The organism is Sphingomonas phyllosphaerae (assembly GCF_036946485.1).
GTDB classification, from domain to species: domain Bacteria; phylum Pseudomonadota; class Alphaproteobacteria; order Sphingomonadales; family Sphingomonadaceae; genus Sphingomonas; species Sphingomonas phyllosphaerae_E.
On record NZ_JAQIJA010000001.1, the window covers coordinates 820,386 to 845,334 of the forward strand.

At 65.5% G+C, this 24,949-nt stretch carries 38 protein-coding genes; 11 read left to right on the forward strand and 27 right to left on the reverse strand.

The features are described from left to right. Positions 1-5: 5 nt before the first annotated feature. The 18 genes from PGN16_RS03775 to PGN16_RS03860 all read right to left on the reverse strand — a co-directional run bounded on the left by PGN16_RS03775 (position 6) and on the right by PGN16_RS03860 (position 15,049). Positions 6-875, reverse strand: coding sequence for a head maturation protease, ClpP-related (locus tag PGN16_RS03775; RefSeq protein ID WP_335308057.1), 870 nt, complete (start codon positions 873-875; stop codon positions 6-8). After that, positions 865-2,205 carry a phage portal protein gene (locus tag PGN16_RS03780; protein WP_335308058.1) on the reverse strand — a complete coding sequence of 447 codons (1,341 nt, stop codon included), beginning with the start codon at positions 2,203-2,205 and terminating at the stop codon, positions 865-867. The genes PGN16_RS03775 and PGN16_RS03780 overlap by 11 nt, the downstream gene beginning before the upstream one ends. Positions 2,206-2,215: 10 nt before the next feature. Continuing rightward, positions 2,216-4,033, reverse strand: coding sequence for a terminase large subunit (locus tag PGN16_RS03785; protein ID WP_335308059.1), 1,818 nt, complete (start codon positions 4,031-4,033; stop codon positions 2,216-2,218). Then, positions 4,026-4,163 (reverse strand): hypothetical protein, encoded by a 138-nt coding sequence (locus tag PGN16_RS03790; RefSeq protein WP_335308060.1) that lies wholly within the window; start codon positions 4,161-4,163, stop codon positions 4,026-4,028. Before PGN16_RS03790 ends, PGN16_RS03785 begins: the two co-directional genes overlap by 8 nt. Positions 4,164-4,234: 71 nt before the next feature. After that, a complete protein-coding gene (locus tag PGN16_RS03795) occupies positions 4,235-5,440 on the reverse strand; it encodes a site-specific integrase (RefSeq protein WP_335308061.1) in 1,206 nt (401 codons plus the stop codon). A gap of 71 nt (positions 5,441-5,511) precedes the next feature. Continuing rightward, positions 5,512-5,700, reverse strand: coding sequence for a hypothetical protein (locus tag PGN16_RS03800; RefSeq protein ID WP_335308062.1), 189 nt, complete (start codon positions 5,698-5,700; stop codon positions 5,512-5,514). Continuing rightward, complete coding sequence (locus PGN16_RS03805; protein WP_335308063.1) at positions 5,697-5,963, reverse strand: hypothetical protein; 267 nt, start codon at positions 5,961-5,963, stop codon at positions 5,697-5,699. Before PGN16_RS03805 ends, PGN16_RS03800 begins: the two co-directional genes overlap by 4 nt. Positions 5,964-6,257: 294 nt before the next feature. Beyond that, positions 6,258-10,175 (reverse strand): hypothetical protein, encoded by a 3,918-nt coding sequence (locus PGN16_RS03810; RefSeq protein ID WP_335308064.1) that lies wholly within the window; start codon positions 10,173-10,175, stop codon positions 6,258-6,260. Between the two features lie 129 nt (positions 10,176-10,304). After that, complete coding sequence (locus PGN16_RS03815) at positions 10,305-11,525, reverse strand: phage major capsid protein (RefSeq protein WP_335308065.1); 1,221 nt, start codon at positions 11,523-11,525, stop codon at positions 10,305-10,307. A gap of 237 nt (positions 11,526-11,762) precedes the next feature. Next, complete coding sequence (locus PGN16_RS03820) at positions 11,763-12,017, reverse strand: hypothetical protein (protein ID WP_335308066.1); 255 nt, start codon at positions 12,015-12,017, stop codon at positions 11,763-11,765. Continuing rightward, positions 12,004-12,183, reverse strand: a complete 180-nt coding sequence (locus tag PGN16_RS03825; protein ID WP_335308067.1) for a hypothetical protein — start codon at positions 12,181-12,183, stop codon at positions 12,004-12,006. Before PGN16_RS03825 ends, PGN16_RS03820 begins: the two co-directional genes overlap by 14 nt. 186 nt (positions 12,184-12,369) lie before the next feature. Beyond that, positions 12,370-12,561, reverse strand: a complete 192-nt coding sequence (locus PGN16_RS03830; RefSeq protein ID WP_335308068.1) for a hypothetical protein — start codon at positions 12,559-12,561, stop codon at positions 12,370-12,372. Continuing rightward, positions 12,558-13,277, reverse strand: coding sequence for a phage antirepressor (locus tag PGN16_RS03835; protein ID WP_335308069.1), 720 nt, complete (start codon positions 13,275-13,277; stop codon positions 12,558-12,560). The genes PGN16_RS03830 and PGN16_RS03835 overlap by 4 nt, the downstream gene beginning before the upstream one ends. 362 nt (positions 13,278-13,639) lie before the next feature. Further along, positions 13,640-13,981, reverse strand: coding sequence for a hypothetical protein (locus tag PGN16_RS03840; RefSeq protein ID WP_335308070.1), 342 nt, complete (start codon positions 13,979-13,981; stop codon positions 13,640-13,642). Then, on the reverse strand, positions 13,978-14,178 hold the full coding sequence (locus PGN16_RS03845; RefSeq protein ID WP_335308071.1) for a hypothetical protein: 201 nt from the start codon (positions 14,176-14,178) through the stop codon (positions 13,978-13,980). Before PGN16_RS03845 ends, PGN16_RS03840 begins: the two co-directional genes overlap by 4 nt. Continuing rightward, positions 14,175-14,402 (reverse strand): hypothetical protein, encoded by a 228-nt coding sequence (locus tag PGN16_RS03850; protein WP_335308072.1) that lies wholly within the window; start codon positions 14,400-14,402, stop codon positions 14,175-14,177. Before PGN16_RS03850 ends, PGN16_RS03845 begins: the two co-directional genes overlap by 4 nt. Next, positions 14,395-14,604 carry a DNA-binding protein gene (locus tag PGN16_RS03855; protein WP_335308073.1) on the reverse strand — a complete coding sequence of 70 codons (210 nt, stop codon included), beginning with the start codon at positions 14,602-14,604 and terminating at the stop codon, positions 14,395-14,397. Before PGN16_RS03855 ends, PGN16_RS03850 begins: the two co-directional genes overlap by 8 nt. 163 nt (positions 14,605-14,767) lie before the next feature. After that, a complete protein-coding gene (locus PGN16_RS03860) occupies positions 14,768-15,049 on the reverse strand; it encodes a hypothetical protein (RefSeq protein ID WP_335308074.1) in 282 nt (93 codons plus the stop codon). Positions 15,050-15,404: 355 nt separating this feature from the next. Between PGN16_RS03860 and PGN16_RS20185 the strand changes: the two genes are divergently transcribed. Beyond that, positions 15,405-15,602 carry a YodC family protein gene (locus PGN16_RS20185; protein WP_443019573.1) on the forward strand — a complete coding sequence of 66 codons (198 nt, stop codon included), beginning with the start codon at positions 15,405-15,407 and terminating at the stop codon, positions 15,600-15,602. Here PGN16_RS20185 and PGN16_RS03865 read toward each other — a convergent pair. From PGN16_RS03865 to PGN16_RS03895, 7 genes are all read right to left on the reverse strand, one after another. Further along, complete coding sequence (locus tag PGN16_RS03865) at positions 15,599-15,916, reverse strand: HNH endonuclease signature motif containing protein (protein WP_335308075.1); 318 nt, start codon at positions 15,914-15,916, stop codon at positions 15,599-15,601. The genes PGN16_RS20185 and PGN16_RS03865 overlap by 4 nt on opposite strands. Before the next feature lie 99 nt (positions 15,917-16,015). Continuing rightward, positions 16,016-16,471, reverse strand: a complete 456-nt coding sequence (locus tag PGN16_RS03870; RefSeq protein ID WP_335308076.1) for a hypothetical protein — start codon at positions 16,469-16,471, stop codon at positions 16,016-16,018. 312 nt (positions 16,472-16,783) lie between these two features. Then, the gene (locus tag PGN16_RS03875) at positions 16,784-17,224 is read right to left on the reverse strand and encodes a hypothetical protein (RefSeq protein WP_335308077.1); all 441 of its coding nucleotides are present in this window, start codon (positions 17,222-17,224) and stop codon (positions 16,784-16,786) included. A gap of 82 nt (positions 17,225-17,306) precedes the next feature. Continuing rightward, the gene (locus tag PGN16_RS03880; RefSeq protein WP_335308078.1) at positions 17,307-18,062 is read right to left on the reverse strand and encodes a helix-turn-helix domain-containing protein; all 756 of its coding nucleotides are present in this window, start codon (positions 18,060-18,062) and stop codon (positions 17,307-17,309) included. Beyond that, on the reverse strand, positions 18,059-18,385 hold the full coding sequence (locus tag PGN16_RS03885) for a hypothetical protein (protein ID WP_335308079.1): 327 nt from the start codon (positions 18,383-18,385) through the stop codon (positions 18,059-18,061). The genes PGN16_RS03880 and PGN16_RS03885 overlap by 4 nt, the downstream gene beginning before the upstream one ends. Next, a complete protein-coding gene (locus PGN16_RS03890) occupies positions 18,382-18,690 on the reverse strand; it encodes a hypothetical protein (protein ID WP_335308080.1) in 309 nt (102 codons plus the stop codon). The genes PGN16_RS03885 and PGN16_RS03890 overlap by 4 nt, the downstream gene beginning before the upstream one ends. Further along, complete coding sequence (locus PGN16_RS03895) at positions 18,687-19,331, reverse strand: hypothetical protein (RefSeq protein WP_335308081.1); 645 nt, start codon at positions 19,329-19,331, stop codon at positions 18,687-18,689. Before PGN16_RS03895 ends, PGN16_RS03890 begins: the two co-directional genes overlap by 4 nt. Positions 19,332-19,369: 38 nt before the next feature. Between PGN16_RS03895 and PGN16_RS03900 the strand changes: the two genes are divergently transcribed. Next, on the forward strand, positions 19,370-19,546 hold the full coding sequence (locus tag PGN16_RS03900) for a hypothetical protein (protein WP_335308082.1): 177 nt from the start codon (positions 19,370-19,372) through the stop codon (positions 19,544-19,546). A 188-nt stretch (positions 19,547-19,734) separates the two neighbouring features. On the opposite strand, the gene PGN16_RS03905 is transcribed toward PGN16_RS03900, so the two are convergent. Continuing rightward, positions 19,735-20,214 (reverse strand): hypothetical protein, encoded by a 480-nt coding sequence (locus PGN16_RS03905; RefSeq protein ID WP_335308083.1) that lies wholly within the window; start codon positions 20,212-20,214, stop codon positions 19,735-19,737. 338 nt (positions 20,215-20,552) lie between these two features. Between PGN16_RS03905 and PGN16_RS03910 the strand changes: the two genes are divergently transcribed. After that, positions 20,553-20,819: a hypothetical protein gene (locus tag PGN16_RS03910; protein ID WP_335308084.1), complete on the forward strand. Its 267-nt coding sequence runs from the start codon at positions 20,553-20,555 to the stop codon at positions 20,817-20,819. A gap of 81 nt (positions 20,820-20,900) precedes the next feature. Here the strand turns inward: PGN16_RS03910 and PGN16_RS03915 are convergent, their stop codons facing one another. Beyond that, positions 20,901-21,134, reverse strand: coding sequence for a helix-turn-helix domain-containing protein (locus tag PGN16_RS03915; RefSeq protein ID WP_335308085.1), 234 nt, complete (start codon positions 21,132-21,134; stop codon positions 20,901-20,903). Positions 21,135-21,228: 94 nt separating this feature from the next. Here PGN16_RS03915 and PGN16_RS03920 point away from each other — a divergent pair, with 94 nt between their 5' ends. The 8 genes from PGN16_RS03920 to PGN16_RS03955 all read left to right on the forward strand — a co-directional run bounded on the left by PGN16_RS03920 (position 21,229) and on the right by PGN16_RS03955 (position 24,936). Continuing rightward, positions 21,229-21,567: a helix-turn-helix domain-containing protein gene (locus PGN16_RS03920; RefSeq protein WP_335308086.1), complete on the forward strand. Its 339-nt coding sequence runs from the start codon at positions 21,229-21,231 to the stop codon at positions 21,565-21,567. Further along, complete coding sequence (locus PGN16_RS03925) at positions 21,564-22,082, forward strand: hypothetical protein (protein WP_335308087.1); 519 nt, start codon at positions 21,564-21,566, stop codon at positions 22,080-22,082. Before PGN16_RS03920 ends, PGN16_RS03925 begins: the two co-directional genes overlap by 4 nt. A gap of 317 nt (positions 22,083-22,399) precedes the next feature. Further along, complete coding sequence (locus PGN16_RS03930; RefSeq protein WP_335308088.1) at positions 22,400-22,768, forward strand: DUF968 domain-containing protein; 369 nt, start codon at positions 22,400-22,402, stop codon at positions 22,766-22,768. Continuing rightward, on the forward strand, positions 22,765-23,229 hold the full coding sequence (locus PGN16_RS03935; protein ID WP_335308089.1) for a hypothetical protein: 465 nt from the start codon (positions 22,765-22,767) through the stop codon (positions 23,227-23,229). Before PGN16_RS03930 ends, PGN16_RS03935 begins: the two co-directional genes overlap by 4 nt. Next, positions 23,216-23,635, forward strand: coding sequence for a hypothetical protein (locus PGN16_RS03940; RefSeq protein WP_335308090.1), 420 nt, complete (start codon positions 23,216-23,218; stop codon positions 23,633-23,635). The genes PGN16_RS03935 and PGN16_RS03940 overlap by 14 nt, the downstream gene beginning before the upstream one ends. Then, positions 23,635-23,832 (forward strand): hypothetical protein, encoded by a 198-nt coding sequence (locus tag PGN16_RS03945; protein WP_335308091.1) that lies wholly within the window; start codon positions 23,635-23,637, stop codon positions 23,830-23,832. Before PGN16_RS03940 ends, PGN16_RS03945 begins: the two co-directional genes overlap by 1 nt. Then, complete coding sequence (locus PGN16_RS03950; protein WP_335308092.1) at positions 23,829-24,017, forward strand: hypothetical protein; 189 nt, start codon at positions 23,829-23,831, stop codon at positions 24,015-24,017. The genes PGN16_RS03945 and PGN16_RS03950 overlap by 4 nt, the downstream gene beginning before the upstream one ends. Further along, complete coding sequence (locus tag PGN16_RS03955) at positions 24,007-24,936, forward strand: phosphoadenosine phosphosulfate reductase domain-containing protein (RefSeq protein ID WP_335308093.1); 930 nt, start codon at positions 24,007-24,009, stop codon at positions 24,934-24,936. The genes PGN16_RS03950 and PGN16_RS03955 overlap by 11 nt, the downstream gene beginning before the upstream one ends. Positions 24,937-24,949 lie beyond the last annotated feature (13 nt).

A 24,949-nucleotide genomic window follows, 5' to 3' on the forward strand; every position in this document is an offset into this window, starting at 1 on the left:
GTCCTTCAGACGGTGAGGGCGGCAAAGAGGCGCGACAGGTCGGCCCCCGGTTCATCGCCAGCGCGAGGCGTGGCAGGGTCGGCAGCGTTCTGCGTGCCTATCGCGCGATACAGATCGCGCCGCGCGGAGCGGGGCACGTTGTGTTTCGCGAGAAATCGATCGAGCGACGCCTTGTCGGTCGGCTGGTCGTCCGCCGACGCATAGACCGGCATCTGCGCTTCGCGCTCGAGCAACGTGTCGGCCAGACCGGCTTCGATCGCCTCCTGACCGCGGAAATAGACATCCTTCCCGGCGATCATGGCCGAGAAGTCAGCCGCCGGGCGACCGGAGCGGGCGGCGTAGGTCTCGACCATCGACTGGTCGATGTGGCCGAGCACCGCCATGGCGTCCGCCATCTCCGACTTCGTGCCGAAGAACAGCCCGCGCGCCTCGTGGATCATGATCTCGGAGTTGATCGCCATCGCGATCGTGTCGCCTGCCATGGCGATGACCGACGCCGCCGAGGCAGCCTGCCCGAGCACCTGCACCTCGACGTTGCCGTCGTGCCGGCGCAGCAGGTTGTAGATGGCGACGCCGTCGAAATAGTTGCCGCCGGGCGAGTTGATCTCGACGACGATATCCTGCCCGGCGAGCGCGCGCAGCGCGCCGGCGACCCGCTTGGCGCTGACGCCGCCGCCGTCGCCGTCATCCCCGATGTAATCGAAGATCGACAGCGTCGGCTTGCGGTCGGCATCGCCTGCGAGCGCCTCGAACCGGCGGAAGTCGTCCGCCAGCGCGACCGTCTCGAATTTCCACCCGGTATCGTCACCGATGCCGGTGATCTCAGGCGGGCGCTGGGCGGCGGCGAACACGCCGCGGAGGCCGTTACGCTTCATTCTGATCCTCCACGATGTCGGCGGCGGTGGTGCCCGGTCGCGGCGCCTGCGCGCCGACCGGGGTCAGCCCGCCGCCTTCCGGGTGCGGGTTCATGTCGAGCGCCTCACGCGCCTCGTTCGGCTCCATGAACGGCTTGCCGCCGCCCGAGCCGAGCGCTTTCGCGAGGAACTCGGCCTGATCCTTCATCGAGCCGCGCAGCAGCGCGCGCTCGTTGAACTTGGCATAAAGCACCGTGCCGTCGCGCGATTGCTTCTCCTGCCGGCTGAGCAGCCGCCAGATCGCCTCTTCCCAGATGACGAACCACGGCAGCAGGCAGTAGACGACGAAGTAGAGACCGAGCTGCTCGATGCCGCTGCCCCATGCGGTCTCGTCGAACATGAGCAGCGGACGCGGCACGCCGGTGAAGCGAGATCCTTTCTCGGCCTCCATCTTCAGCATCTCGACGAACTGGTTGTCCTTCGCCGACCCGGAGAACGGCTTCGCCTCCATGCCTTCTTCGAGCAGCATCCAGTCGCCGGCATTGTCGGTGCCGCGGTAATCCTCCGCCAAGCTCTCCTTCAGCCGGGCGAAGGCGGTGTCGCTGAGCGCGTTTGGCGCCTGAAGCGCGCCGCCGGCCATCACGCCCTTCGTCAGCAGGTTCGTCATCGCCTTTTCGGCGAGGTGTGCCAGGCCGATCGTGTCGGCCGCGACGTCGAGCAGCCCGAGACCGTTCAGGCCGTCAAGCGACACCGGCGCGCGAAAGTGGAACACGTCCGCTGCGGCGAAATACTCCTGTCGGCCGGTCTTTGGCTGATACTTGAACCGGAGCGTCCCGCCGTCCCATTCCTTGGTGACGGTCTTTCGTGGGAAAGGCACAATCGCTTGGATCCGCCCGTCAAGGCGAATGACCCGGGCATAGACGTTGCCGTCGAGCAACGCGGCGAGCTGCATGTAGCTCTTGAACTCGCTCGGCGACATGGCGCCATTGCCGAGTGGGTCGAGCTTAAACACCGAATAGAGCGGGTGATCGACCGCCTTCTCGGTCGTGCCGTCCGGCTTTCGCCGGTACAGCGACAGCGGGAGCATTCCCATCGATCCAGCGATCAGCGACGAGCCGCGGTAGAACACCGAGTTGCGCATCGCCATGCGGTCGCTGACCGTGACACCCGCGACCCCCTCGCGACCGCCGCGCAGGAAAGCGCCGAGCACCGGGTCGTCACCGTTGGCGATGTCGTGCACCGAATAGGCGTAGACCGGGCGCGCGCCGATGTTTGGCCGAACCACGCCGGACGCTGTCGAGAAGCGACCGCCGGCGTTGCGCCGATAGTCGCTGGGCGAAAGTGCTGCCATTCGCCCTCCTTCAGAGCCGGCGGATGCCGCGGCTCTCGTAGATCGATTTCTTGGCCGGCTTGGCCGCGGCGGTCGCAGCCCCGACCGCCATGGCGATCGTGACCATCCCGTCCATTCGTCCGCGCTGCTTCTTCTTGTTGAACATGCGGTTGCCGACGCCATCGGCCTCGATCACCGCATTTGCCGCGCAGCTGTAGGTCACGGGCGAGTCGTCGATCAGCAGCTTGCCGTCGAGGATGCGATCCTCGGTGCGCGTGATCGAGTGCGGCATACACAGCTGCCGATCCTCGAACATGATGCGCTGTCCCTGCGCGTGCTTCACGATCTTCAGGCCGCTGCCCTCGGGCTTCCCCGGACCTTCCCAGATCCACCAGAGCAGCCCGACCTGATCGCACGCGTCGGTGAACGCCGTCAGGAAGGCCGGGTCGACGACCAGCGCTTCGATCTCATGCTCGGCGTGCAGCTGGTTCACCTGCTGGGCCACGAAGGTGTAATCGATCGTCGCGCCGGGCGTGGCGGTCAGATACTTGTCCTCGACCCAGTCGACATACGGGGCTTTGTCGCGATCGGCGCGATCTTCCAGCCCCTCGCGGGTCGTCCAATACCAGTTCTTGACCGCGATCAGGTCGGCCGACACTTCCCATGCCGCCGAAAGCGCGGTGAGGTCGTTCTTCTGCGAGAGGTCGAGAGCCAGCCAAGCCTTGCGGCCACGCATCGCGCGCGCATCGACCACGCCCTGCACCGCCGACCACTTCTCCTCGTTGATCCAGAAGTCGGCCGCGGCACTGTCGATGCCGAAATAGAGGCGCTTGACGCTCGACTTCGTGGATGGGCGCAGCTTGGCGGAATTGACCGTCTCGCGGATGTTCTCGATCGGGAAGGTCTCGCCGAGCGCGGGCAGCGACTTTTGCCAGACCTTCTCGTTCTCAAGGACTGTGTCCTTGTCGCCCTTGTCGATCCGGGCGATGAACGCGAACGCGGTGTCGTCGCGAGCCTCGCCCTTAACGATCTGCTGGTAGGTGTCGGAATACGACGTGCCGACGTGCTGCGTCGAGCGCGAGGGCGTGTTCGTGCCCAGCAGCATCAGCGCGTTGCCCGCGACCTTGTCGATCGCGGCCTTCCACGTCAGAAGCGCCGCTTCCGATTTCAGCTCGTGGATTTCGTCGGCCGCGACCAGTGACGGGCGAGGGCCCGACTGCGACTCGCCGCTGGCGATCGGCATGAAGAACGACCCGCTATCCGGGTGCTCGATCTTCCACGCATTCTCAAGCTCTCCGCGGATGATGACCTCGCCGAGCCCCTCAAGGCTCTCGCCCTCTTCCTCGGCGCCGGGCACGTCGGCGCGGCACATGGCGACCGCATCACGGAACAGGACGTTGGCGGTCGCCTTGTCCTCGCCGATCGCGTAGCACTGGGCGCGCGGAATATCGCACCAGCCCATGATATAGACGCCGATCGCGCCCATCAGCGGCGACTTGGCCTGCCCCTTGCCGGTCTCCAGCCAGCCCGTGCGGAACCGCCAGCGGTTCGTTGCGGTGCGCCAGCCGAACAGGCTGCCGCCGACGAACGTGTGATATTCGAGCGGGTAGAACGGCTCCCCCGCTGCCGGTCCGTCCGTCACCTGGAACACCGAGGGCAGGAAGTTCAGGAAGTGTGCCGCCGCATCGGGCCGCCAGAAGATGCCGCGGCGCTCGCCGTCCTTGATGTCGCGCAGGTGTCGCTCGGCCGCGTGCCGCACCAGCTCGCCGCAGGTGAACAGCTTGCCGTCGACCGCCGCCTTTGCCCATGCCGTCGTCGGATCCGGCTCCGACAGGAAGCGGTTAGCCACGGTTCTTCAAATAGCCGCCGCCGGTGGTGCGCCGAGCCTTGCGCTCGACCTTCGCGCCGGAGCCGCGCTCGCGCGGGCTGACGCAGAGCGCCTTCTCCAGCGCTGCCGCCTGGCTGTCGGCGTTGCTCATGGTGGTCCACCACGGGTTATAGGTTGGACAATATTAAAGGGGTGATTTCCGCGGTTTCCAGCCCTCTTGCGTCACCCATGCGTCATTGAGCTAAGCCGCGGTGCGTCACTTACGAGCATATCCGCTGTCGCCTGCATCGCAGAAACGTCCTGTCCGCGCTGCTCAAGCGCATGGGTGTACACCGACAAGGTCATATCGACTTTGCTGTGTCCGAGCGACTTTGCGACGTCGGGCAGGCTCCAGCCGCAACTGATCCACCAGCTTGCCGCAAAGTGCCGAAGCGCATGGAAGTGATGGCTTGGCGAGTGCCGATCCGCCGACAGCCCGGCCCGGAAGAGCAATGGTCCCCACGTACCGCGATGAAAATTATTCTGCCGGATCGAGCGGCCATCCGATTGCGTGAAGAGCAAGCCCCGCTCGTTGGTCACATGGTAATCGCGCAGGTACATCGACAGCAGCGCCGCGACGTGCGCCGGGATCGCGACCGTGCGGTTGCCAGCCGCCGTCTTCGGACCCTTCAATTCGTCCCAATCGGTCAGGCTGTGCCGGACGCGGAGCACCTGCCGGTCGAAGTCGATGCTATCAAGCGTCAGGCCGCGAATTTCGCCGATCCGGAGCCCGCAGAAGGTAGCGAGGTGCACCGCGCACCGTAGGAAGGCGTTGGCGCGAGGATGGATGCCCTTGTAGCTCGACCGCTGCAATTCCAGCAGGACCGCGCGTATCTGCTCGACTGAAAACTGCTCGACCGGGGCCACCGCGATCCCGCGAATGTCAGCCACCAAATCCGGCACTGGATTGAGGTGGAGCCAACGTCGACGCCGCCCATGCTCAAACGCCTCCCCTAGCACCTTGACGTGCTTACGAGCAGTCTGCGGAGCGATCTTGCGGACCTGCATCATCTTAACGCGCCATTGCTCTAGGTCATGAAGACCCACGCTGGCGACCTTCATATTCCCGATGTGCGGCAGGATATGAAGGCGGATTGAAGTGTCTAAGTCCTTGATCCGCGCATTGCCTATGCGACCGTCCGCGAGTCGCTCATGATTGTGATCCATGAACTTCGCGCACAAGTCAGCGATCGTCATCCGCTCCGCGTCCGGCCGATGAATGCCCGCATTCATTTCAGCCTCGACTTGGGTGCGGTACTTGTCCGCCTCTTTCTTCCGCTCAAACGTCTTTTGCCGATAGACCCCGCCGCCGTCCTTATAGCGAACGATCCAAGCGCGGCCTTTCGTGCCGTCAGGCTTCTTCCACTCGCGAGGCGTCACGCTCGCCATAGTCTCTTCTCCATGTGGAAAGGCCCCGCCGCTGGTGCGTCAGGTTGACGCGGCAGCGGCGGGGCAGGGTGTCAGGCGCGCTCGTGCGCTTTCAGGATCGCACGCACCTTATCGAGGCTGGCGTCGACAAGCTCATATGCGCCGCGAACCGCCTCGATGTTCTCGCCGTTGTCATGTTCGAGGATCAGGCGAAGCACGCCCTCTGCGCCGCGAAGCTGGTCTTTGACGGCCCCGAGGGCGTCTTGATCGTCGATCGTCATGCCGCAGCCTTTCCGGGGGCGCTCTCACGCTCCCATTCGAGACCGATTGCGGCGAGATGGGTCAGGGTCTGTATCGCGACCGCTACCGAGGCCAGCAGCTCGTTAGTCAGAGGCATCTCGCCCTCTGCTGCCGTTTGAAGCGCACATGACACGGCGTGCGCCTGCTCTAGGTAACGATCGGGGTCGTCGATGAAAAACGAGACGCCATTGATCTTCGGGAAGTTGACGCGGGCCGCTGGTGCGGTACGGGCGCTGGTAGCCATGTTCGATCCTCATGCGATCGTTGGTGGTTAGAGCCGGCGCGAGGCTGCTACCTTGCGTCGGCTCGTAATATCTGGCACCGTCTATTAACCATGTCAATTGATAGCGCCAGAAAAAGAGGACGCGGGCGTCCGCCCATAGGATCCACCCCAATCAATCTGCGCTTGCCGCCAGATCAGCTATCCGCACTTGACGCGTGGATCGCAGAGCAGCCCGGACCGCAGCCGACGCGTCCCGAGGCGGTGCGTACGATCCTGCGCGATCGACTAGGCCCGCGCACCTAACATCCGGCTCACCTACCTGACATTGGCCACCGCGATGCGATCGCCGCCGGTCGGGCCGGTCACGTTGTCCAGCACTCGGGCCGTTCGCGTCGTGGCGGTCTTCACGTCGCTCAACAGGCTGCGCAACTCCTGCCGCATCGCTGCCACCTCTTCGCGGAGGTCGGCGGCTTCCGACGACGCTGCGCTGCTATCCGGCGTCGTGCCGCTGGCCAGCTTGGCCGCGTCGGCGAACGCCTGCACGCTCTTCGCCTGCGCGATTGCATCGGCGAACGCCTGAAGCTCCGCTGCCGTCTGCGATGCGATGCGGTCATATTCCTGCCGGCTGGTCGCGGTGTCCGCCGCCGCCTTGAGCAGTGACTGCGACAGGCCCGGCAGGGTCTTCGCCACGTCCATGTCAGTGCGTCCGCCGAGCAGCGCCGCATTGAACTGCCCCTGCAACATGGCAAAGCTTGCGCCGGTGTCGGTGGCGCTCAATCCCCGGATGCGGCGCACCTCGTCCATGATCGTATCGCCAACGCTCGACCATGCGGTGCGAAGCTCGTCCGCCGCCTTCGCCGCGTCCTGCGCCGCTTGCAGCCCCCAGATTTCCAACTGCAAGGCGCGATTGCTGGCGTCGAGCTTAGCCAGGTCGAGCTCGCGAATGGCGGCGGTGTCTCCGCGCACCTCGAGCAGCTTGCGCTGCAAGTCCTGCCGCTCGGCAAGCACGTCCGCCGCCGTGCGCGCGCCGTCCATCACCTTCTTCAAGTCGGCGAACGCGGGGGCGAGCTGTAGCAGGGTCGCGTACATGGATTGGCCGGACAGGGTCGTCAGATCCTGCGCCTCCACCAGCTTGCGGAAGCCGTCGAGCGTGTCCGGCATGGCCGCGCCGAGCTTCACGAACACGCCGCCCAGCTGCGCCAGCTTAGCCGCGTTCTGTTCGGCCGGCGTGTAGTACGCCTCGAAATAGCCCTTTGCCGCGCTGGTGAAGTCGCCGACGCTATCGAACTGCGCCGCCAGCCCGAGCTTGGCGTCGATCCCCAGCGCCTTCGCCGCCGTGCCGAGCATGTCTAGCGATCCCGTGACAGCCTCGACCGTCGTTGCCACGCGGGTCAGCGTCTCGAATGCGCCTTCGCCCGCCTTCTGGAACCGCTGCACCGATGGGAACGCCGCCGCCGCCATGCCGTCCGCAGCTGCGCCGAAGACCGCAGTCAACTTCTCCTCAATCTGAGTGCCGGTGAGGCCCTTGAGGTCGATCCGCCCGATGTTGACGATGAAACCGTTAAGCCTGCTCTGAATATCGCCGGTCGCCTCGCCGAGCGGTCCAGCGGCGGCGGCGACTGCCGTGTTGAACTCCCGCAGGATCAGAGTGAACTGATTTTCCAGCCCAGCATCGGCGGCGCTGTACTGCGTGCTGTACTTGGTCCCGGTCGTGATCCCGAGGAACTTGCTCGTCTTCTTGACGTCCGAATAGTACGAGGCATCGAAGCCGCTGCTGAGGATCGACCCGACAGACTGCGCCTTGCCGTAGAGCCCGTTGCCGACCACCTCCGTTTTCGACCCGAACAGACTGGCCAGCGCGCCGCCGAAGATCGGCACCACCGCCTTGAGCACCGACCCGATGGCGTTCGTCTTGAAACCCTGCGTCACCATGTCGTCGGCGTTGACGTTGCCCGTCCGAACCACCTGCGCCGCGAAGCCGCCGATGCTGCTCTCGATCGCCCTCAACGAACTGGCCATCTCCCGCGACGTGCCGAGCATCAGCGTGTCGACCTCGCGCAAGGCGTCGAGCGCCCGCCTGATCGACTCCGACTGCGCCGTGCTGTCGCCGAACACAGTTCCCGTCCCGGTGTTGGTCGTCGGTGCCTTCGCAGTGCCGCCGCCCCGGCTGAAACCGAGCGTTGCCATCACGCCCAGCATGGCGGCCACCGCCGGGAAGCCCGCCGGCCCGAGGCTGGCGAACATATTGGCCGCGCCGTTCGCCACGGCGACCGCTGTGCGCGCCGCCTGCACGATCGCCAGCGCCTTCTCGCCAGCCGCCATGATCGCATAGCCCTTGCTGTTCTCGGCAAAGAGCGACTTGGACGTGCCGAGCAGCGCCGCCGTGTGCGACAGGCGCAGCTTGCCCATCTCGCTCAATTCCTGCTCGCGCGTCAGCCCGGCGCGCGCGATCCGATCCTGTTGCGAGCCATAGTCGCCGAGGATCGCCAGCGCGTCGCCGATCGAGCTACCAGCCTGCCCGAACGCCCGAGACATGGCATTGCCCGCCGCATCTGCATCCCGGCTGATCGTGTCGAAAACGTTGAGCGTGGTTCCGAGCATCTTGTCGAGGTTCGTGACGCCCAGATCGGCCGGGTCGAGCTTCAGGTCGTCCAGCTGGAGCTTCACCTCCTTGATCGCCGCCGCGGCCTTGTCCGCTGCCGATCGCGACGCCTCGAACCCCCACGCGTCGGCGGTGCCCTCGTCGATCAACCCCGCCTTCTTGAACTTGGCGATCTCGTCCATGTCCTTGCGGAACTGGCGGCTTGCCGAGCCGGCCACGTCAAATCGACCCTCCATGCCCTCGAATGCGGATTGCAACGCCTTGGCGGCAGCCTCCGCTTCGCGCATGGCTTTGGCCTGCTCGCGGATTTCCTTGGCGTGCGCCTTCCGGGCCTCGCTGCCCGCTGCCTTATCGGCCTTCTCCGCGTCGCTGATCGCCTTCTGAGCCGCCGTATAGGCTCGACCTTCGCCCATCAGCTGCGCCTGATACTGCGCCGCGCTGATCTTGCCGGCCTCGTACTGGCGTTGCAACTTGTCGACGGCGCGATCGTGCTTCTGCGTGGCAGCTGTGGCGGCGTCCAGCGCGCCGGCCACGTCCATGCGGATTAGCGCGCCCCGTCCCTTGATGACGGCATTCTGCGCTTCGATCATGCGGGTGCCGTTCGCCTTCAGCGCGGCTTCGGTCGCCCTGATCTCCCGCTCCATGCTGGCAACACCGCGCCCGATAGGGCCGGCGCCGGGGACTGTGCCGCCGCTGTTCGCCTCCGTTGCGCGGGCGTTGCCGAGGCGCACTTGCTGCTCGCGCAACAGCACGTCGAGCAGCCCGCGCTTGCGGATTTCCAGCTGCCGGGTCGCTTCCGACGCCGCGATCTCGCCAGCGATGCCGATCTGCGTCGTGCGGTTGAGCGCCGCCGACGAACCGTTGAGCCGGTCGACCGCGTCCTTAAGCCCTTCCTTGGCCTTCTTGCTGCCATCCGCCGCCTTGGCGCTGCTCCATAGTGACTCGGCCAGACCAGCGCCCAGCGTCGTCGCCAGCGTCAGGGCGATGCCCCACGGCCCCGCGAGGAAACCGCCGACCTTGCCGAGCGTCCCCCCGAAGCCGTTGAGCGCGCCGGCCGCCTGCGGTGCCTGCATGGCGAACGCGCGCAGAGCCGACGTGCCGCCGACCACCTGCACCGAAAAGTCCTGTAGCTGAAACCCGAGGTTCTGCATCGAGGCGCGTTGCTGTCCCGTCGCGCCCGTGACAGCCCGGCTGCCAGCCTCGAGCTTCCTGATCTGCGCGTCAGCGTTGCGGATGCGGTTGGCAAGCTCGGTCATTCCCTGCGCGTCCGCCGCCGCCGCTTTAAGCTCGGCGCGCATCGACCGAATTTCCGACGTCGACTTGCCGAAGACCTCAGCCTGCCGCTCCATCTGGCGCACCATGCCCTCGCCAGATTTCTCGATCAGCCGCTGCTCGCGTGCGATGTTCTGCGCGGCGCGGGTGCTGGCGTTGCCGAACGCCGTGAACTCAGCGACCCCGCCGCCGAGCTTTACCATGCTCCCCGTCGCCTTCTCGATCAGCTCGGCGTCACGGGTCACGCGCTTCTCAGCGGCGTCCATCATCGTGACGAGGCTGCCGACCTGCTCCTCGGAGTCGCCAGTCCTGATCGCAAACCCAACGGATAGGGTTGGGGAGTCGTCAACGTCCGTCATGCCAGCGTCCTTGATTGTGGCGGCGTTGCCCGATTGAGCTTCTCTGAAGGCCGGGTGAGCACCGGCATCCGCCCAAGCATCGGGCTTTCCGTTATCGGCCGCGCCGCGTCAGCCTCTGCCTTGGGCGGATTAGCTCGCTGCGATTTTCAGCAGCCGGATCGCGCGCGGGTCTTTCACGCCGCCGCCGACCCGCTTGGTCGTGTAGAACAGCACGAACGGCTTGGCCGTGTACGGATCACGCAGAACACGGGTGCCGACCCGATCGTTGATGACGTAGCCCGCCTGAAAGTCGCCGAACGCAATGGCAAGATTACCCGCCGCGATTGACGGCATCCCTTCATCGATCTCGACCGGGCGCCCCAGCAAGGTCGACGGCTGGTCTTCGGCCAGTCCTTCACGCCACAGGAACGCGCCCGTGCTGTCCTTCATCTTCGCAATGGCCGCCGCCGTCTGGCTGTTCATCAGCCACGACGCATTCTGCCGATAGGGAGCCGGCAGGCCATACTTGAAGTCGATCAGCGTGTCGGCGCTGGCGATCGTGGCGGCTGCCCCGCTCGGCACCACCGTCAGCGTGCCGCCCGGGTGCTGCGTTGCCGCCGCACCGCCGGTCACATACTGGAGCATCCCGAACGGCTTGTTGTTGCCGTCGCCCGAGAGGAACGCGACACCCTCCTGGCGATCGAAGGTATCCGACACCTCGCCGGCCAGCCACGTCTCGACGTCGAACTGCGCATCGTCCAGCAGCCGCTGGGTGACGGCCGGGTTTGCATAGATTTCGCCATGCCCGAACGTCACCACCGAGAGAGTGGGCGTGGTCGTCTGCGGGCGCGCCGCGGTCTCGCCGACCCAGCCGGTCCCCCACGCATCATCATTCCAGATGGAGACGTAGGCACCGACAGTGGTCTGCACGACCTGCGCGAGCCGGCGCATCGGCGAGCGATCGCGCTGCGCCTTCGACACGGTGCGATCCCATTCGACTGGCGCGAGGAACCCGCCCGACGAATTGTCGCCCGAACTCATGCTCGCCTGAATGGCGGCACGGTCCCCCTCGGCGTTGGCGTCGCGGAGCTTGCCCGTAGCCTCGCCCGCGCGGTCGCCGACACGCATGTGCGCCTCGAAGGCGTTGGAATAGTCGCGGTCGATGCCCGGAGCGGTGCCGTGGTGATTGCCCAACGCGGCCGACAGGTTCACGGCCTCGATGGTTTCCTGAAGCCGGTCGACCTTGCCGTTGTAGTGCGCCTTGAACTGCTCGAAGGCAGCGCCGAGCGCTTCGGGGCTGTCGTACTTCTTGGGCGGCGCAGATGCGCGCACGGCGAGCAAGCTGGACGGCATACGGATGGCGGGCGTCATGATGTGGTTCCGGCGCATAAGGCGCACTCCTGCTGCATGTAGAAACGGGGAGGTTGAGGCCCGGCGACGCTAGGTCTGCCGGCATCGCGACCGTCTCGATGGCTCGATACGCCATCAGCGGCACTTCCCCTTGCTCGACACGCTTGGGGTGCGCGGCCCGGATTGTCCGCCGGGTTCGGGTGGGCGCAGCGCGAGGCTTGCGACCGAGACAGATCATGAACGAAGCCGAGTCAGTCGTCAATCCGGCGCGGCCTGTCCCTCCATCAACTGCCGCTCCATGACGTCGGCGGTGTCGCGGATCCAGCTAATCGCCAGCGTGGGCGAGCCGTGGACGGCCTTGGCGAGGTGGAAGGCAGACCATGTCGCTGCAATCAGCACGTCGATCGGCTGCACGCCCTTCTCGACTAGCTGGTGCTGTAGGGAGATGTGCAGGCGCTGCCCCATCTCGATTACCGGCTTGATCCGGGCATATTCGTCGTCATGCATCGGCATTGGCCTTCTCCTGCTTGGCCGCGGCGCGTCGCCGGGCCTTCCATCGGGATCGTTGGGCGCGCAGCTGGCAGAGCTGCGAGCAAAAGCGCTTCGGCGGCACGCCATTGCGGGGCGCGCGAGTGAGCACGACCGGCGCGCCGCACCGTTCACAGGCCGGGAGGGCCATGATCGGCCTCCTTTCGGAAAGGGTGGGGGGTGAAAAGCAGGTCGCGCTGCGCACGAAGGGCAGTGATCGGTACTGGCTGGCGAGCCCCCCAGAGTTTCGACCGGGGGGGCGGGTCGCGACCGATCCGGCCCGGCCAGCGGCTGCCTCGGCGATGCTCGATGCAGTGCATCAGGGATGCGTCATGCATCAGTGCCGCGCCTTGCTGACGGCCTCTCGCACGGTGCCTAGGATAGCTTCGCCAGCCTCTCGGTCCCCGATCGCATTGCCGAGCACTACCGAAGCAGCCGCGAGCAGGACCGACGTTGCCCACATCGCGTCTGGTGTCTCGTTCAGCGCCGCAGCGGCGAGAAAGTCGCGCAACTCAAGGTCGGGCCTCATACACCAGCCTTCTTTTCGGCGAGGTGCGTCAGGCCCTTGGGTGTGACCAGCACTTGCTCGCGCAGCTTGTCGGGGCCGAAGCGCTGAACCTGCCGGTGCACCTTCGCCTCGATCACTCGCGTCTCGATCTTGGCCTGCGTCGCCTTCCACGGCCCGTCATTCGTTCGGCGATAGATCCAGCCGTGCGCCTCCATCCATGCGAACAGCCGGCGCGGCGGGACGCCTAGCGCCTTTGCCGCATCGGTGATGCACAGCGAGCCCTCAGCGTTGGCAATACGATCCAGCGCGTCCGCCTTGGGCTGAAGCGCAATCACGTCATCCACCTTGCCGAGCAGCAGCGCGCGCAAAGCGTGGTTGTCGAGCTTCGCCGGATCGACAGGCGCCGCCGTGCCGTAGCCGCCCGTTCGCATGATGGTCGGTACCACCTCAGCCGTGATCCACTTGCGCACCCGATAGGGCACCGTGCCCGGCTTCATCGCGCCACGGCAGCGAAGCATCAGGGTGAGCAGGCCGGCGAGACTGACGATTGTGGCGTCGGACCCCGACCCTAGGTTTAACCGAGCCTTCTCGGTTTCATCCAGTCGGCTCGCCGCATCGCTAGGATTGCGGATGCCGAGCAGCGCGCAGGCATCGGCCAGCACAAACCACGGCTGTCCATCGCAGTCGGTGACGCGCACCGCCTGATCCTCGAATTGAAAGGGCACAATCGCGTTCATGGCGTCTCTCCATGGCTCAACGGGATAGGGGTGCAGCGTCTGCGGGGCGCAGGGCCTGCGGGGCGCAGCGGATGCGGGGGTCGGATGCGTAACGATCTCGCGGGGCGTGACTGTCACGTGACAGGTCACGGGACATGCGACGTTGCAGCGACGTTGCAGCAGCGTCGCTTTCGGGACGCTCGCGCGGATGCCTCGCAGAGACCAGCCGCCGCCAAGCTGATCGGTCTCGATCCCCATTACGCGCCTACCGCTTCGCTACGGCGCGTCGGCTTGGCGTGGAGGTGCTTTTTGCGAGCGGCGCTGCTCCCGCCTTCCAGCCCCTATTTCTTATACTAAGGTTCCGTGTCCCTGTGGGAGACCCTTTAGGCGGCCGAAAGGATGGTGCTGAGGGACTCTTTGGCATCGGGCAAAGGGTGTCCGCCAGACACCCTTTCGCTATCGAACGCGAGCCGCCAGACCTTGATCTGTCGCGTCTTGCCCATGCGTTGCCCGCTATCCTCGATCACCCCCAGCGCGGTCAGACGGGCGAGGCTCGCGAGCACTACCTTGCGCTGCCAGCCGGTGAACTCGACGATGGCCGCAACGGACGGATATGCACACTTCTTGTGCCGGTTGTGAGCGTGCGCCAGTGCCCAGAGCACCGACTTGTCGGCGGGATGGGGCGGCCTGAAGTCCGCGGCCCACTCGGTAGCTTCGCGGCTCACGCCTGCACCTCGCCGGGATACTCTTCCTCGATCGCCCAGCCATGGCACTGATGCATGACGATCGCGAACGTCCGCGCTGAAGCCATGTTCGGGAGCCACCGCACGGACGGCACCGGCGGCCGCTCCATGCCCTCGAACCGCATCCATGCACCGTCAATGCCTTCAGCCAGGACGATGCGGCCGCCGCCGGCGGTCACGTCCGCACCGCCAACAGGTCGAGCCGATCGGCAAGCCGGATAGCTGCCTCGTGCGCCTCGATCTCTGTCGCGTACACGACAAGGTCGCGCTCGATCGCGCCCACGGTGAGCGCGCCCGTCCCGACGCGCCAGTTACCGCGCCCGCGCTGCATCAGCACGGCGCGCATCCTCAGCCGGTCGGGAAGCGGCTGGAGCGGCTTAGCGCCGGGCAGCACCTCAGCCATTGCGCGCCGCCGCCTCTTGCTCGGCGAAATGCTTCGCCAGCGTCGAGCGGCGAGCATAGACCTTGCCGCCCATCTTGAAGGTCGGCAGCTCGCCAGTCTCGTGCAGATGATAGGCCTGCCGCTTCGTGATCCCGATCGCATCGGCGATCGCCTGAATGCCCGTCAGCAGGTCCGTTTCTCTATTCGGCGGTGCGTCTGTCATGCGTCACTCCATGCGTCACGGACGCGCCGCGCCCGGTTGAAAAATGGCGGAAATGCGTGGGTTTTGATGGAAGCGGTTGTAACCCTGCCACCCAAAAAAAGGGGGCGCGGACGCCCCCGAAAACGGCGGATTTCTGCGGTTTTCTACCCGCTTTTCCGCTCCACTAAGGTAGTAAGGTTGGCACGCCGGTCTTCTTGGCCTTGATGACCGGCCCCATCTTCAGCACCTCGCGGGCGCTGATGTCATAGGTCACGTAAGCGACCACGAGCCGCTTGATGGTGTGCGCGTTCGCCACCGCCAGCTTCTCGGCGCCGCGCATCTCGCTGATGATCGACTTCCAGTAGGCGGAAGCGGCCTCGCGATCGGGTGCGCGCCCGAAGATGGTGCGCCAGTTCGGCTCGGGCGGGATGCCGTCACCGCCGGCGATCTCGACGACGTCGGCCATCCGGCCTCCTCGGCGGGCCGGGCCGAAACCCTCCCCCCTGAAAATGTGATCTCGGTGCGTATGATCGGCGTGGTCGGTACTGGCCGGCGGCCCCCTCCAGCCTTTCGATAGGGGGGTGGGTCAGCCGATCGGACGCAGACAGACGGCAGGCAGGACTGATCGCTGACCATCTCCAGTCAGCCACGACACCGACGCGACATCATCACGGCACGCCGTGACCAAGCCCAATGGACTCCCGCTCGCGAGCCGCACAAAGTCACCGACGATGACCGGCTCGTGAGTCGCTTGCTCGACCACCACGAGATCAACCATCCGAAATGCTGCACGCCGCGGCATAGGCTACTCCGGAGCAAGTATGGAAGAATTTGCGGTAGGCGACACGGTCAAGCTAAAGTCCGGCGGACCAACCATGACCGTGACTGTCGTCGGTGATCGCTATGGTACACCCACGGTGTGGACGACTTGGTTCGACGGCACGAAGAAATTCGATGGCGATTTTCCCCCAGCCGCTTTGATCGCTGCTGAAACACGATCACCTATCCGCCGAGTTTAGTTGCGGTTCCACGGGTGATCGGCGCTCGTCGGTCGCCCGTCTCGCCCGACGCCGCCACTACGGCGCGCCGTCTGCCCCTTGTCCGCCAGTGTCTTGGCGTCCGAGCAGTCCTGACAGAGCAGCTGGTAGTTCGAGCGGTCGCCCGTGCCGCCCTGCGCCAGCGGCTTGATGTGGTCGGCGATGGTGCCCAGCGTCTCGCGCCCCCGCCGGGCGCATTCCTCGCAGGTGATGACGGTAGCCAGCAGATGCGCCCGCATCTTGTCGTGCGCGGTGCCGTAGCCGCGCGCGTGGCGGCTAGTGGTTGGCCAAGCCATCAGTGTTCTTGCAGCCTTCGGCCTGACCCTGCCGCACCCATCGGCGCGGCCCGTCTGACGACGGAGGCGGTCGTGACCGATCTCTAACCCGTCTGCCGGTCATGCCGGCTCGCTCACGCGGAGCTTGTTCCCGCTCTGTATCACCTCCGAATCGAGAAGGTAAGTGGCAATCGACACAACGAGGCCACGACCGAAATTGACCACGGCCTCCTTGCCGTTCTTGCCTTTGCAACGCTCGACGATGCCGGTCATGCCGGCGAACGCGCCCTCGGTCGGAGCAATCGTCGAGCCGGGCTCAACGACGCGACGTGTAGTCTTCAAGTGGCGGACGCGCCTGCGATCCTCTTCGGTTCTCAAGGCGCGCAAACCTGCATCCGACACGATCGCATTGCCATAGTCGGGTCGCTTGAGGATTGAGAAAGCAGGGTGCGGGCTGATCGGGAGCGAGCGGATGCGGATCAGGTCCGCAATCCGGTCAGCGCGCGCGAACACGAAGGTCGGCGTGATAGGTGCAGGCCGCAGCTCCTCGACCTTCCGTTGCTTGCCGCGCCCCATGCGGCGCTGCGTCTCGGTCGGCGTCCACGCATCGAACCCAGCGTCGGCCAGCGACGCGGCAAGCGTCAGGGTCCGCGCCGCCGAGCACCGCAGGATGCACCAGCCATCCGCACCATTGTCTCGCCCCATCACGCTCTCACTCCCGTCATGCTCTGTTCTGATCGATCACGGGCGACCGCAGGCGGCACCCATTGTTCTGCTGTCCCGGTGCGGCATGACCAGCACGCGAGGGTCGCCGGGGCGTTGCCGGTGACCTCGTCGCGGCCGCCGCACGGGCATCGGTAGAAGGTGCGGCCATCGTGCCACGACACGTCACGAGACCACGCCGCTAGCGTCCAGTACCGATGGAGACACGCCCATGCGAATATAGTCCTCGCGCGTGGGCACACGGCTGGGGCGCTTGTCATCGCGGATAGAACCGGCTGGAGCTGGCTCACTCGGATCGCGACCAACATCATGCGACGAGAAACGGCCGACAGCGAACCGCCGACAGATTGCCTCAACTTCGTTGCTCGTTGGCCTCTCAGCGCCGGGCGCGGGGAGCGCTGCCTCGCTCGCTGGGTGGGGCGCGGCTTGCCGGCGGCGCCACGCCATGTCGGGCTCCGCCGCCGCAATGACGCACGGGACAATCTTGCTCGGATGATCTGCCGTGAGGCGCGCGCGATCTGCTGCCTTCTCGATGGCATCAATCGGCAGATGCCGCAGCGCGCTGAATGCCGCCTCCATCCAGACGCGCCGCTCCGTCTGCGCCATGCCCGTCGGGGCCACCAAGGCCAGGCAACCACCCATTGCCTTAGCGAAGCGACCGCGATCGTTGTCGGTGCTCGGCGACGTTTCAGTCGACAGGACCACCTGAGACGAAGTCCTGCATCGCCCCCAAGGTCCGGTCACCACCGCTCCCGTTTCCGCCCACACGTCCGTTGCCCGATCGCCCATCTCGTTTGTCCTGTTCGATGATCCACTTCGCCAGCGCGGCCTGCCAATCGAGCTTGCGACCCACTCCGTCTTTGTCGTCGGCGTTGGCCGCCCAGAGCCGGAAGCTCTCGACCGCGGCTCGGGACCAGTCGCGACCGCGGCGGTCGGCCACCTCGCGGGCCACCGTGCCGTCAGGGAAGCGCGTCGGCCTCCAGTCAGCGGGCAATCGAAAGGGTTTGAGCTTGGGTTCGGTCGAGCGCGCGCGCTTCGGAGAAGGCGAAGCCTTCGGAGAAGTAGGTTCCCTAACAGTATCCGTGTCCCGTTTTTGGGACTGTTCGGCGGCTGTTTTCGGTACTGTTCCGCTTTCGGTACGGTTCCGTTTGTGGGACGGTTCCGCTTTCGGGATGCTTTCCAAATCGATGCGGTAGACCTTGATCTGCTTGGTGTTGCCCTGGCGATCGCCGGTGTCCGTCAGGAATCCTGCGGCCTCCAGTCGGGCCACCGCCGCGATCACGGTCTTGCGGTTCAGGCTTCCGAACTCGCAGAGCCACGCCAGCGACGGGTAAGCGCAGCCGGTCTCCTCGTTGTGCCGATCAGCATAGGCGAGCGCGATAAGCTTCTCCGCCGCCGAGCCGGCCCGCATCTTCGACACGGCTGCGAGGGCGGCGAAGCTCACGCGACGCGCTGCATGTTAAGAGCTGCGGGATAGACCGGCGTCCACACGATCGCCGAGCGGCCCGAACCGTTTTTGCGGCGCACCCCGCTGTCACGCAGCTTGCCCGCGCGCGAAAGCTCGGTGACGCGCGGGCGCACCGAGAGGATGCTCAGGCCGAGGCGACCAGCTGCTTCGTCGGCGGTCAGGCCTTTCGATCGCTCAAAGAGCGATAAAACGCGATCGCGCAGCGCTGACGCAGTCGGTGCGATGGCCGCCGCCGCTGCGCGCGAGGTGTCGCGGTCCTGTGCGCCAGGTGCGGCCGGATAATGGAACAGGTCGGTCATAGAGGCTCCGATCCCGCGCTTTCCGCCGCATGGGCTTCCTCGCGTAGCTTGAAGGAATGATCCGCGATCTTCCTGATGCGCTCATCCAGCGCGTCGGCGGTGGCGATCAGATCGTCGTTCGAGATGCCGCGCTCGGCTGACAGCTTGGCCCGGAGGCTGCGAGGCTGTATGGACAGCGCATCTGCCAGCCGGTCCTGCCCACCAAGCATCCCGGCGGCGGTTGTCAGCCCCATCATCCGCGCCATCGACACGGTGGAAGCCTGAGCCTGTTTACCGGCTCGTGCGGTGTGCTCAGGCGCGCTCATAGGTAGCTGCTCGCGACGCCGCCAAGCGTCATGTCGGGTTCGATCCGGCGGATCGGGCGCACTTCGATCAGCTTCGCGCCAGCGGCGACGCGTGCGAGCTGGCGCTCGAACGGCGTCAGGGCAGCGTCCTTCGCCCGTTCATCGGCGGCGACCTGCTCTGCGATCATGCGCTTGCGGTCGTCCAGACGGATACCATCCCGCGCCAATTTGGCATTGAGCGGCCAGTATGCCTCGGGGCACCATGCCATGCGGGTCCGGCGAGTTGCCGCCCCTGACTTCGCGCGGGCCTCGGCGGTGCGGGTATGGGCGAGATTGAACTTGCCGAACGCTCGGCCGGCTTCGCGCTGGCGCTCGCGGACCGCAGGATCCATGCGCTCCTGCGCGGCCATGCAGGCGGCGTAATGCCGCTCCCTGACCTCGGGACGCTGGAAGGTCTCTTTCCCCTTGGCAGATCGCTTGGCCACGATCGCGGGATCAGCGCTGAGGGCGCGGGCGGCTGCGGCGCGGCGCGCGCGCTGCTCAGGGCTCAGCTGACCCTTCTTCGCGCGAACCGCGGGGTCGGCACAGGAGCAGCCGTGGCAAAGCCCCTTCTTGGACTTGCGGGTGATCGACTTGCCGCAACTGGTGCAGGAGCGGGTCACCGACGCTTCTCCCACTTCGAGCGACAGGGAGTGCAGCGGTGCAGACCGCCGACGCCGCGGACCATCACGTCCTCATCGCAGCAAGCCTCGCAGTCGCCGCGCACGGGGTCAGGCAGCGCCGCCGCGGCGCGGGCGCGATCGATGAACCGCTGCGCGTGCTGCTCGGCGATGCCGTTCGCCTCGTCGACCTGATCAGCCACGGGCTTCGATCCTGACGACGGGCACCGAGGCCGCCGGGGTCACCGGCAAGAACCAGAACCGGCCAGCGTCACAGGCGATCACCGCCGTCGGCAGCCCCGCGCGCGCCGAACGCACTTTTCCGTTCGCCCCGAACACACGCCGGGTCGCCTTTTGTTTCGGCATTGTCGTTACTCCTGGCCGCTCGCTGGCGGCGTTCAGATCCTCAAGATTGTCCGATGCGGCGCATCCGCTGCGCGCGTTCCGAGCGGAGCCGGTCGATGTGGGCGCTCACCGCCTCGATCTCCGGCCACATGTCGTCGACCTCGTCGTCGGTGATGACGCCGTCCTCCAACGCCTCCGCCTTCTTGCCGATCAGCGCGCCCAGAACCTTTATGGCCGAGCGGCCGTCGCAGGCGGCGCTGCCGTCAATCGGCGCGAGGCGCATACCCACCAACGCCAGCACGTCATTGGCGAACCGGCCATCCCACTCGCGGCAGCCGCGCAGGAACGCGACGACAGGCATTTCGGCAAGCCCGGTGCGATAGCGCGCGGCAGTGTCATCGCTCTTACCGAGCACCGCGCCCAGGTCGCCGTCGGTCGCGCCATCCTGCGCCTTGATCCGCTCCAAGCTCTCGCCGAGCGTGGTAAGCATCTTCGACGCGGGAATGGTGCGGTAGCGGTTGTGGATGTGCGGATCGCTCACAGCGTATCGCCTCCGGAATGAATACGGACACACTGCGCACCGCCGGCAAGGCTATCCGCCTCGCTGTCGCACGCGCGCTCGTTGAAGGGGTTGCTGCCGGTGACGGGGGTCACAGGATTGCCACCGGCAGCACCGCGGCGGGGCAGGGAGTTGGGGAACCCAGCCGCGGTATCGGAAGAAGGATCAGGTACAACGCCAGCAAAGATGGCGTCGGGATGGGCGCACATGGCGCACCCGCAGGAGGCGCAGGTCATGCGCAGTAACCTTCCGGGGTCAGGCTGGACGCCCGACCCCTTCCGGTCCACCGTGTGGCTGCAACATCACCACGGAGAACGCGAATGCCGCTGCCAAGCATCCAGATCATGCGCGACAAGGCCATTTCGGAAGCCACCTTCCGGGGCTTCATCGTCTTCCTCGCCCACGCCCAAAGCACGGTGCCCCAAGAGGCCATCAAGGCTTCGCTCGATGCCATCTTCAGCAACTTCCCGCCTCTGTCAGATGAGCTTTCGACAGCCCTCGCCCGCAATTTCCCGTGGTGGACAGCGCCAGAGAACAGTTACAGCCGCCCCCCTGCTGACGCGCCCAATCCATCTCCGATGGGCTGACGCTCGACGAGCAGAGCGGGCCGGCAAACGCGATCGGCCGCGCGGCCCGCTCTGCTCGGAAACGGCGAAAAAGAAAGCGGATCATGCTGCCACCTGCTCGGCCGGGGCGGCGCGCCAAGGCTCTACAGCTTCCAGCGTGTCGATCTGCTCTGGGGTCAGCGCCTTGATGCTGTCGTGCTTCCAGCCAGTGCGGCGCAGGATGCGAATTGCAAGGGGGCGCGACGGGCTTCGCGCACCACTCAACACCTCGCTGGCATAGGAGAGGCTAATGCCGACCGATTTGGCCAAGGCGGATGGGCGAAGATCACTATCCATAGCCCAACATTCGCATATTGCGATTGTCTTCGCAAGCGCCGAATATCGCAATATCGGGAACGCATCGGATCAAGTATGTTCGCATAATGCGAGCATGGATGATGACGTAGACAAGAACGGCGGACCAAACCACTTGCGAGCGTGGATGCGCTTCAGAGGTGTCAATGGTGCACAGCTCGCCACAGCGCTAGGCGGAAACGTCACACCCGGCATGGTTAGCGATTTGGTTAATAGCAAGCGTCAGTTGTCAGCGAAGTGGTTGCGCCGCCTCGCACCGATCCTGCACACAACCCCTGGGCATCTACTTGACCATGATCCCACTGACTTACCGACCGACATTGCCGAAGTGTGGTTCGCAGCAGACCCTGACCAGAAGAAGAAAATTATCGAGCTTGCTAAGGTGATTGTCCCGAGCACCGGTACACATGGGTGAGTATGCTGAAGTGGTTTAATCCGGCAATTGCAATGCTGGCTATCTCCGGATGCGGCGCTGACGAACCGCCCTTCACGTTTCGAACAATCGATGTCACCACGACCTTGCTGTCCGCGAAGAAGGTTGGCTTGGTAAGTGACTGCAACACAAAGGCGGGAAGCGGCACTTGCTCGTTGATTGGCGAGCCAATTTCCGGAGCGGCGACTGCCGAGCAGACCTTGGACTTCACTGATGGTCGCTTCTCGCGCTTAGCAATTCAGTTTCCCATAGAGAATGCGGGTGCTGTTAGGGATAATCTGGTCGCCGCATATGGGGAACCTTGCGGGCGGGAAATAGGGGATGTTGAGAGTACGGCGGGCCCGATCGCGGACAATAAGCGCGAGTTTTGGTGCTTCAAAGAGGGTCGGCTTGTTTTTGAGCGCTACCCATATGGCATCTCCGTAGGAAAGTCGCTGATCGAGTTCCCCTACCAAGGCCGCAATGTGGCGACGGCGCAAGGGCCGGGTGACCTATAATTCGCAGAACGCGAATAATGTTGTTGATCTGACATTCGCAATATGCGAATAACCCTCATCACCTGATCGCAGCGCGGTGCTGCCGAAGACGGTGATGAGGAGATCATCGTGGCGCTTGCGAGCGTACCTTCAGCAGAGTGGATCGAGTGGGCAGGGGGCCTTTGCCCGCTCCCGATCGGTCGCCGGTTCCACCTCCGATATCGTGACGGGGTAGAGTCCAGCCGCCCGCGGATCGCGGAAGGTGTGTGGGCGTCCGTCTGCGTTTGGCTGCACAAGGGCGATCAGAGCGACATCGTCGCCTATCGCGAGGTGCTGGCGTGATCCGCGTCGACACGCGCCCGCGCAAGCGGAACAGCCACCGCGCCGACGCCGAGCGCCGATTCCCTCAACACCTGCAATGGTTGCGTGGCCGGCCGTGCCTGATTGAGGGCAGGGCGGGGCACGTTTGCACCGGCCGCATGGAGGCGTCGCATAGCGATGCCGACGGCTCGAAGGGCATGGGTCTTAAGGCCCATGATTTCACCGCTGTGCCGCTCTGCCGCGGCGCGCACGAAGAGAAGGATCGCATCGGGCTCCTGACTTGGCAGGCGAAGTATGGTGTCAACCATGCCGAGGCTGGCCGGGAGTACGGCCGCAAGTCTCCGCACCGCGCGCGCTGGGCCGACATCGACGGGGCGCCGCGATGAAGCCGGTGACCGTCGCCGAGCTGGACCCGGAGCTTGATGCTGCGCTCGAGGCGTTGCAGTTCGTCATCCCGCTCTACCGCCGCGTGGGACGCGACTTCCTGACCGCGCAGACTGATCCTGAGAAGTATCAGTCCCTCGGGGCAATCCAGCACCGTCACGCCGACTTGGTCGACGCGATCGCCGCGCACGCCGCCCGCGTGGGGGTCACCACCGAGACCCTCGTCCGCTTAGTCGAGAGTGCGGAGCCGATCACCAAGAAGGTGCGCGGACAGCGGAAATCGCCAGCGGTGAATGCGCTGCTCGCGAACGTCCGCACCGCTGAGGGCTACGCTGAGAAGGCCGCTGAAGAGGCGAGGGTCAACTTCGCCTTCGCCAAGCACGTCGCCCGACAGGCCGTCGACACGCTGGCCGCCTATGGCGCCGGCCGTGAGTATCTGGAGGCCAGCCTTGGCACGTCCTGAGCACAACCCCGACACGCCCCCTATCGGCCGTCAAGGCCATCACTGCCACTGGACGCCCAGCGGCAACGCACCGTCGCCGTGGTTCGGGACCATCATCAACGGCACCAAGAACCGGGCGGCGCAGGAAGGCGGCGAGCGCTTCACCCAGGAGCAGCTCTACGAACTCAACGCGCGCGGGCTCGACCCGGAGACGGTCGAGACAATGACGGTCAAGCGTCAGGCGACGCAGGACGAGGTCTGGTTTCCGCGCACGAGCATGCCGCCCGTCTTCGCCTTCGACTGCCCGGTGATCGGCAAGGGCACGGAAGGCCGCATCCGCGTGATCGCCCCCGGCGGTCCCTCAAAGCTCGTCCAGCCCGACGGCTGGGCCAAGGCTCCCCGCACTCGTCCCGAGAGGATCTGGTAATGGCTCGTCCAACCGTTCAGCGGTCGTCCGACTGGCTGCGACCGACACGCCCGCTCATTCGTCAGGTCGAGGCCCGACCTGACCTGTTGCCGCTCATCACCACGCTGAACGATCGGGAACTGCACTGGACCACTATGTTCGGCGCGATCCTGGGCGCGATCTTCGGCCTCAGCATCGTGTTGGCGATCGCCTCGTGAGCGGCACCTTCGGAACGCGTCCGCATACCGGCGGGCCGGCGCGCACCGCCGATCGCGGCGCGCTGATCGCTGAACGGGAGCGCCTGCTCGCCGCGCCAGCCTCCGCCGCGCGCACCGCGGACCTGCGCCGCATCCGCAGCCGGCTCTTCAACCTCTCCAATCGGAGCGACTGCAATGGCGCCTGACGCCTCTACCTCTCCCGTCGGACAGTCGGAGGCCAATCCGTACCTGATCGAAGGTCCGGCGCTGATCTCGTTCTCGGGCGGGCGCACGTCAGCCTACATGCTCAAGATGATGCTGGATGCCGCCGGGGGAGCTTTTGCACCGGATATCCACGTCACGTTCGCGAACACCGGGAAGGAGCGCGAGGAAACTCTGCGGTTTGTCCATGAATGCCAGGTGCGCTGGGGCGTTCCGATCCATTGGCTGGAATGGCGTACCCGGCGAACGAAGGATGACGATGGTAATGTCATTGCCTTCGATCAGCGCTTCGAGGAAGTCGGATACAATAGCGCCTCGCGCGACGGTCGTCCCTTCGCCGATCTGATCACGGTCAAGGGGTATACCCCGAACGCTGTCACCCGCTTCTGCACCTCCGAGCTGAAGGTGCGGGTCATGAAGTGGTTCATGCAGTCGCGCGGCTATGACCGTTGGACCAATGTCGTCGGGCTGCGACACGACGAGCAGCACCGCGTCGCCAAGTCGCGCGCGCCGAACAAAGAGCGTTGGACTGTGGCGCTGCCACTCGACGATGCTCGTGTGTCCAATCAAGACGTGCGGGCGTTCTGGGCCGCGCAGGATTTCGACCTCCAGCTGCTGCCTTTTGAGGGTAACTGCGACGGATGCTTCTTAAAGGCGCGTCCGAAGCTGTGGGAGGTGGAGCGCACCAAGCCCGGCACGCTGCAATGGTGGGCCGACCAAGAAGCTGAACTCGACCGCCGCGTCGACGTAAAGTGCGCGTCTAACCGCTTCGTGACCGAGTACAGCTACGCCGAGCTGATCAGCGACGTGCGCCGCCAGCCCGATCTGTTCGCCGGGGGCTTCTTCGACAACGACCCGGAGATGGATGCCGAGTGCGGGCTCTGGTGCGGAGAGGTGCCATGAACGCTCAGACTCC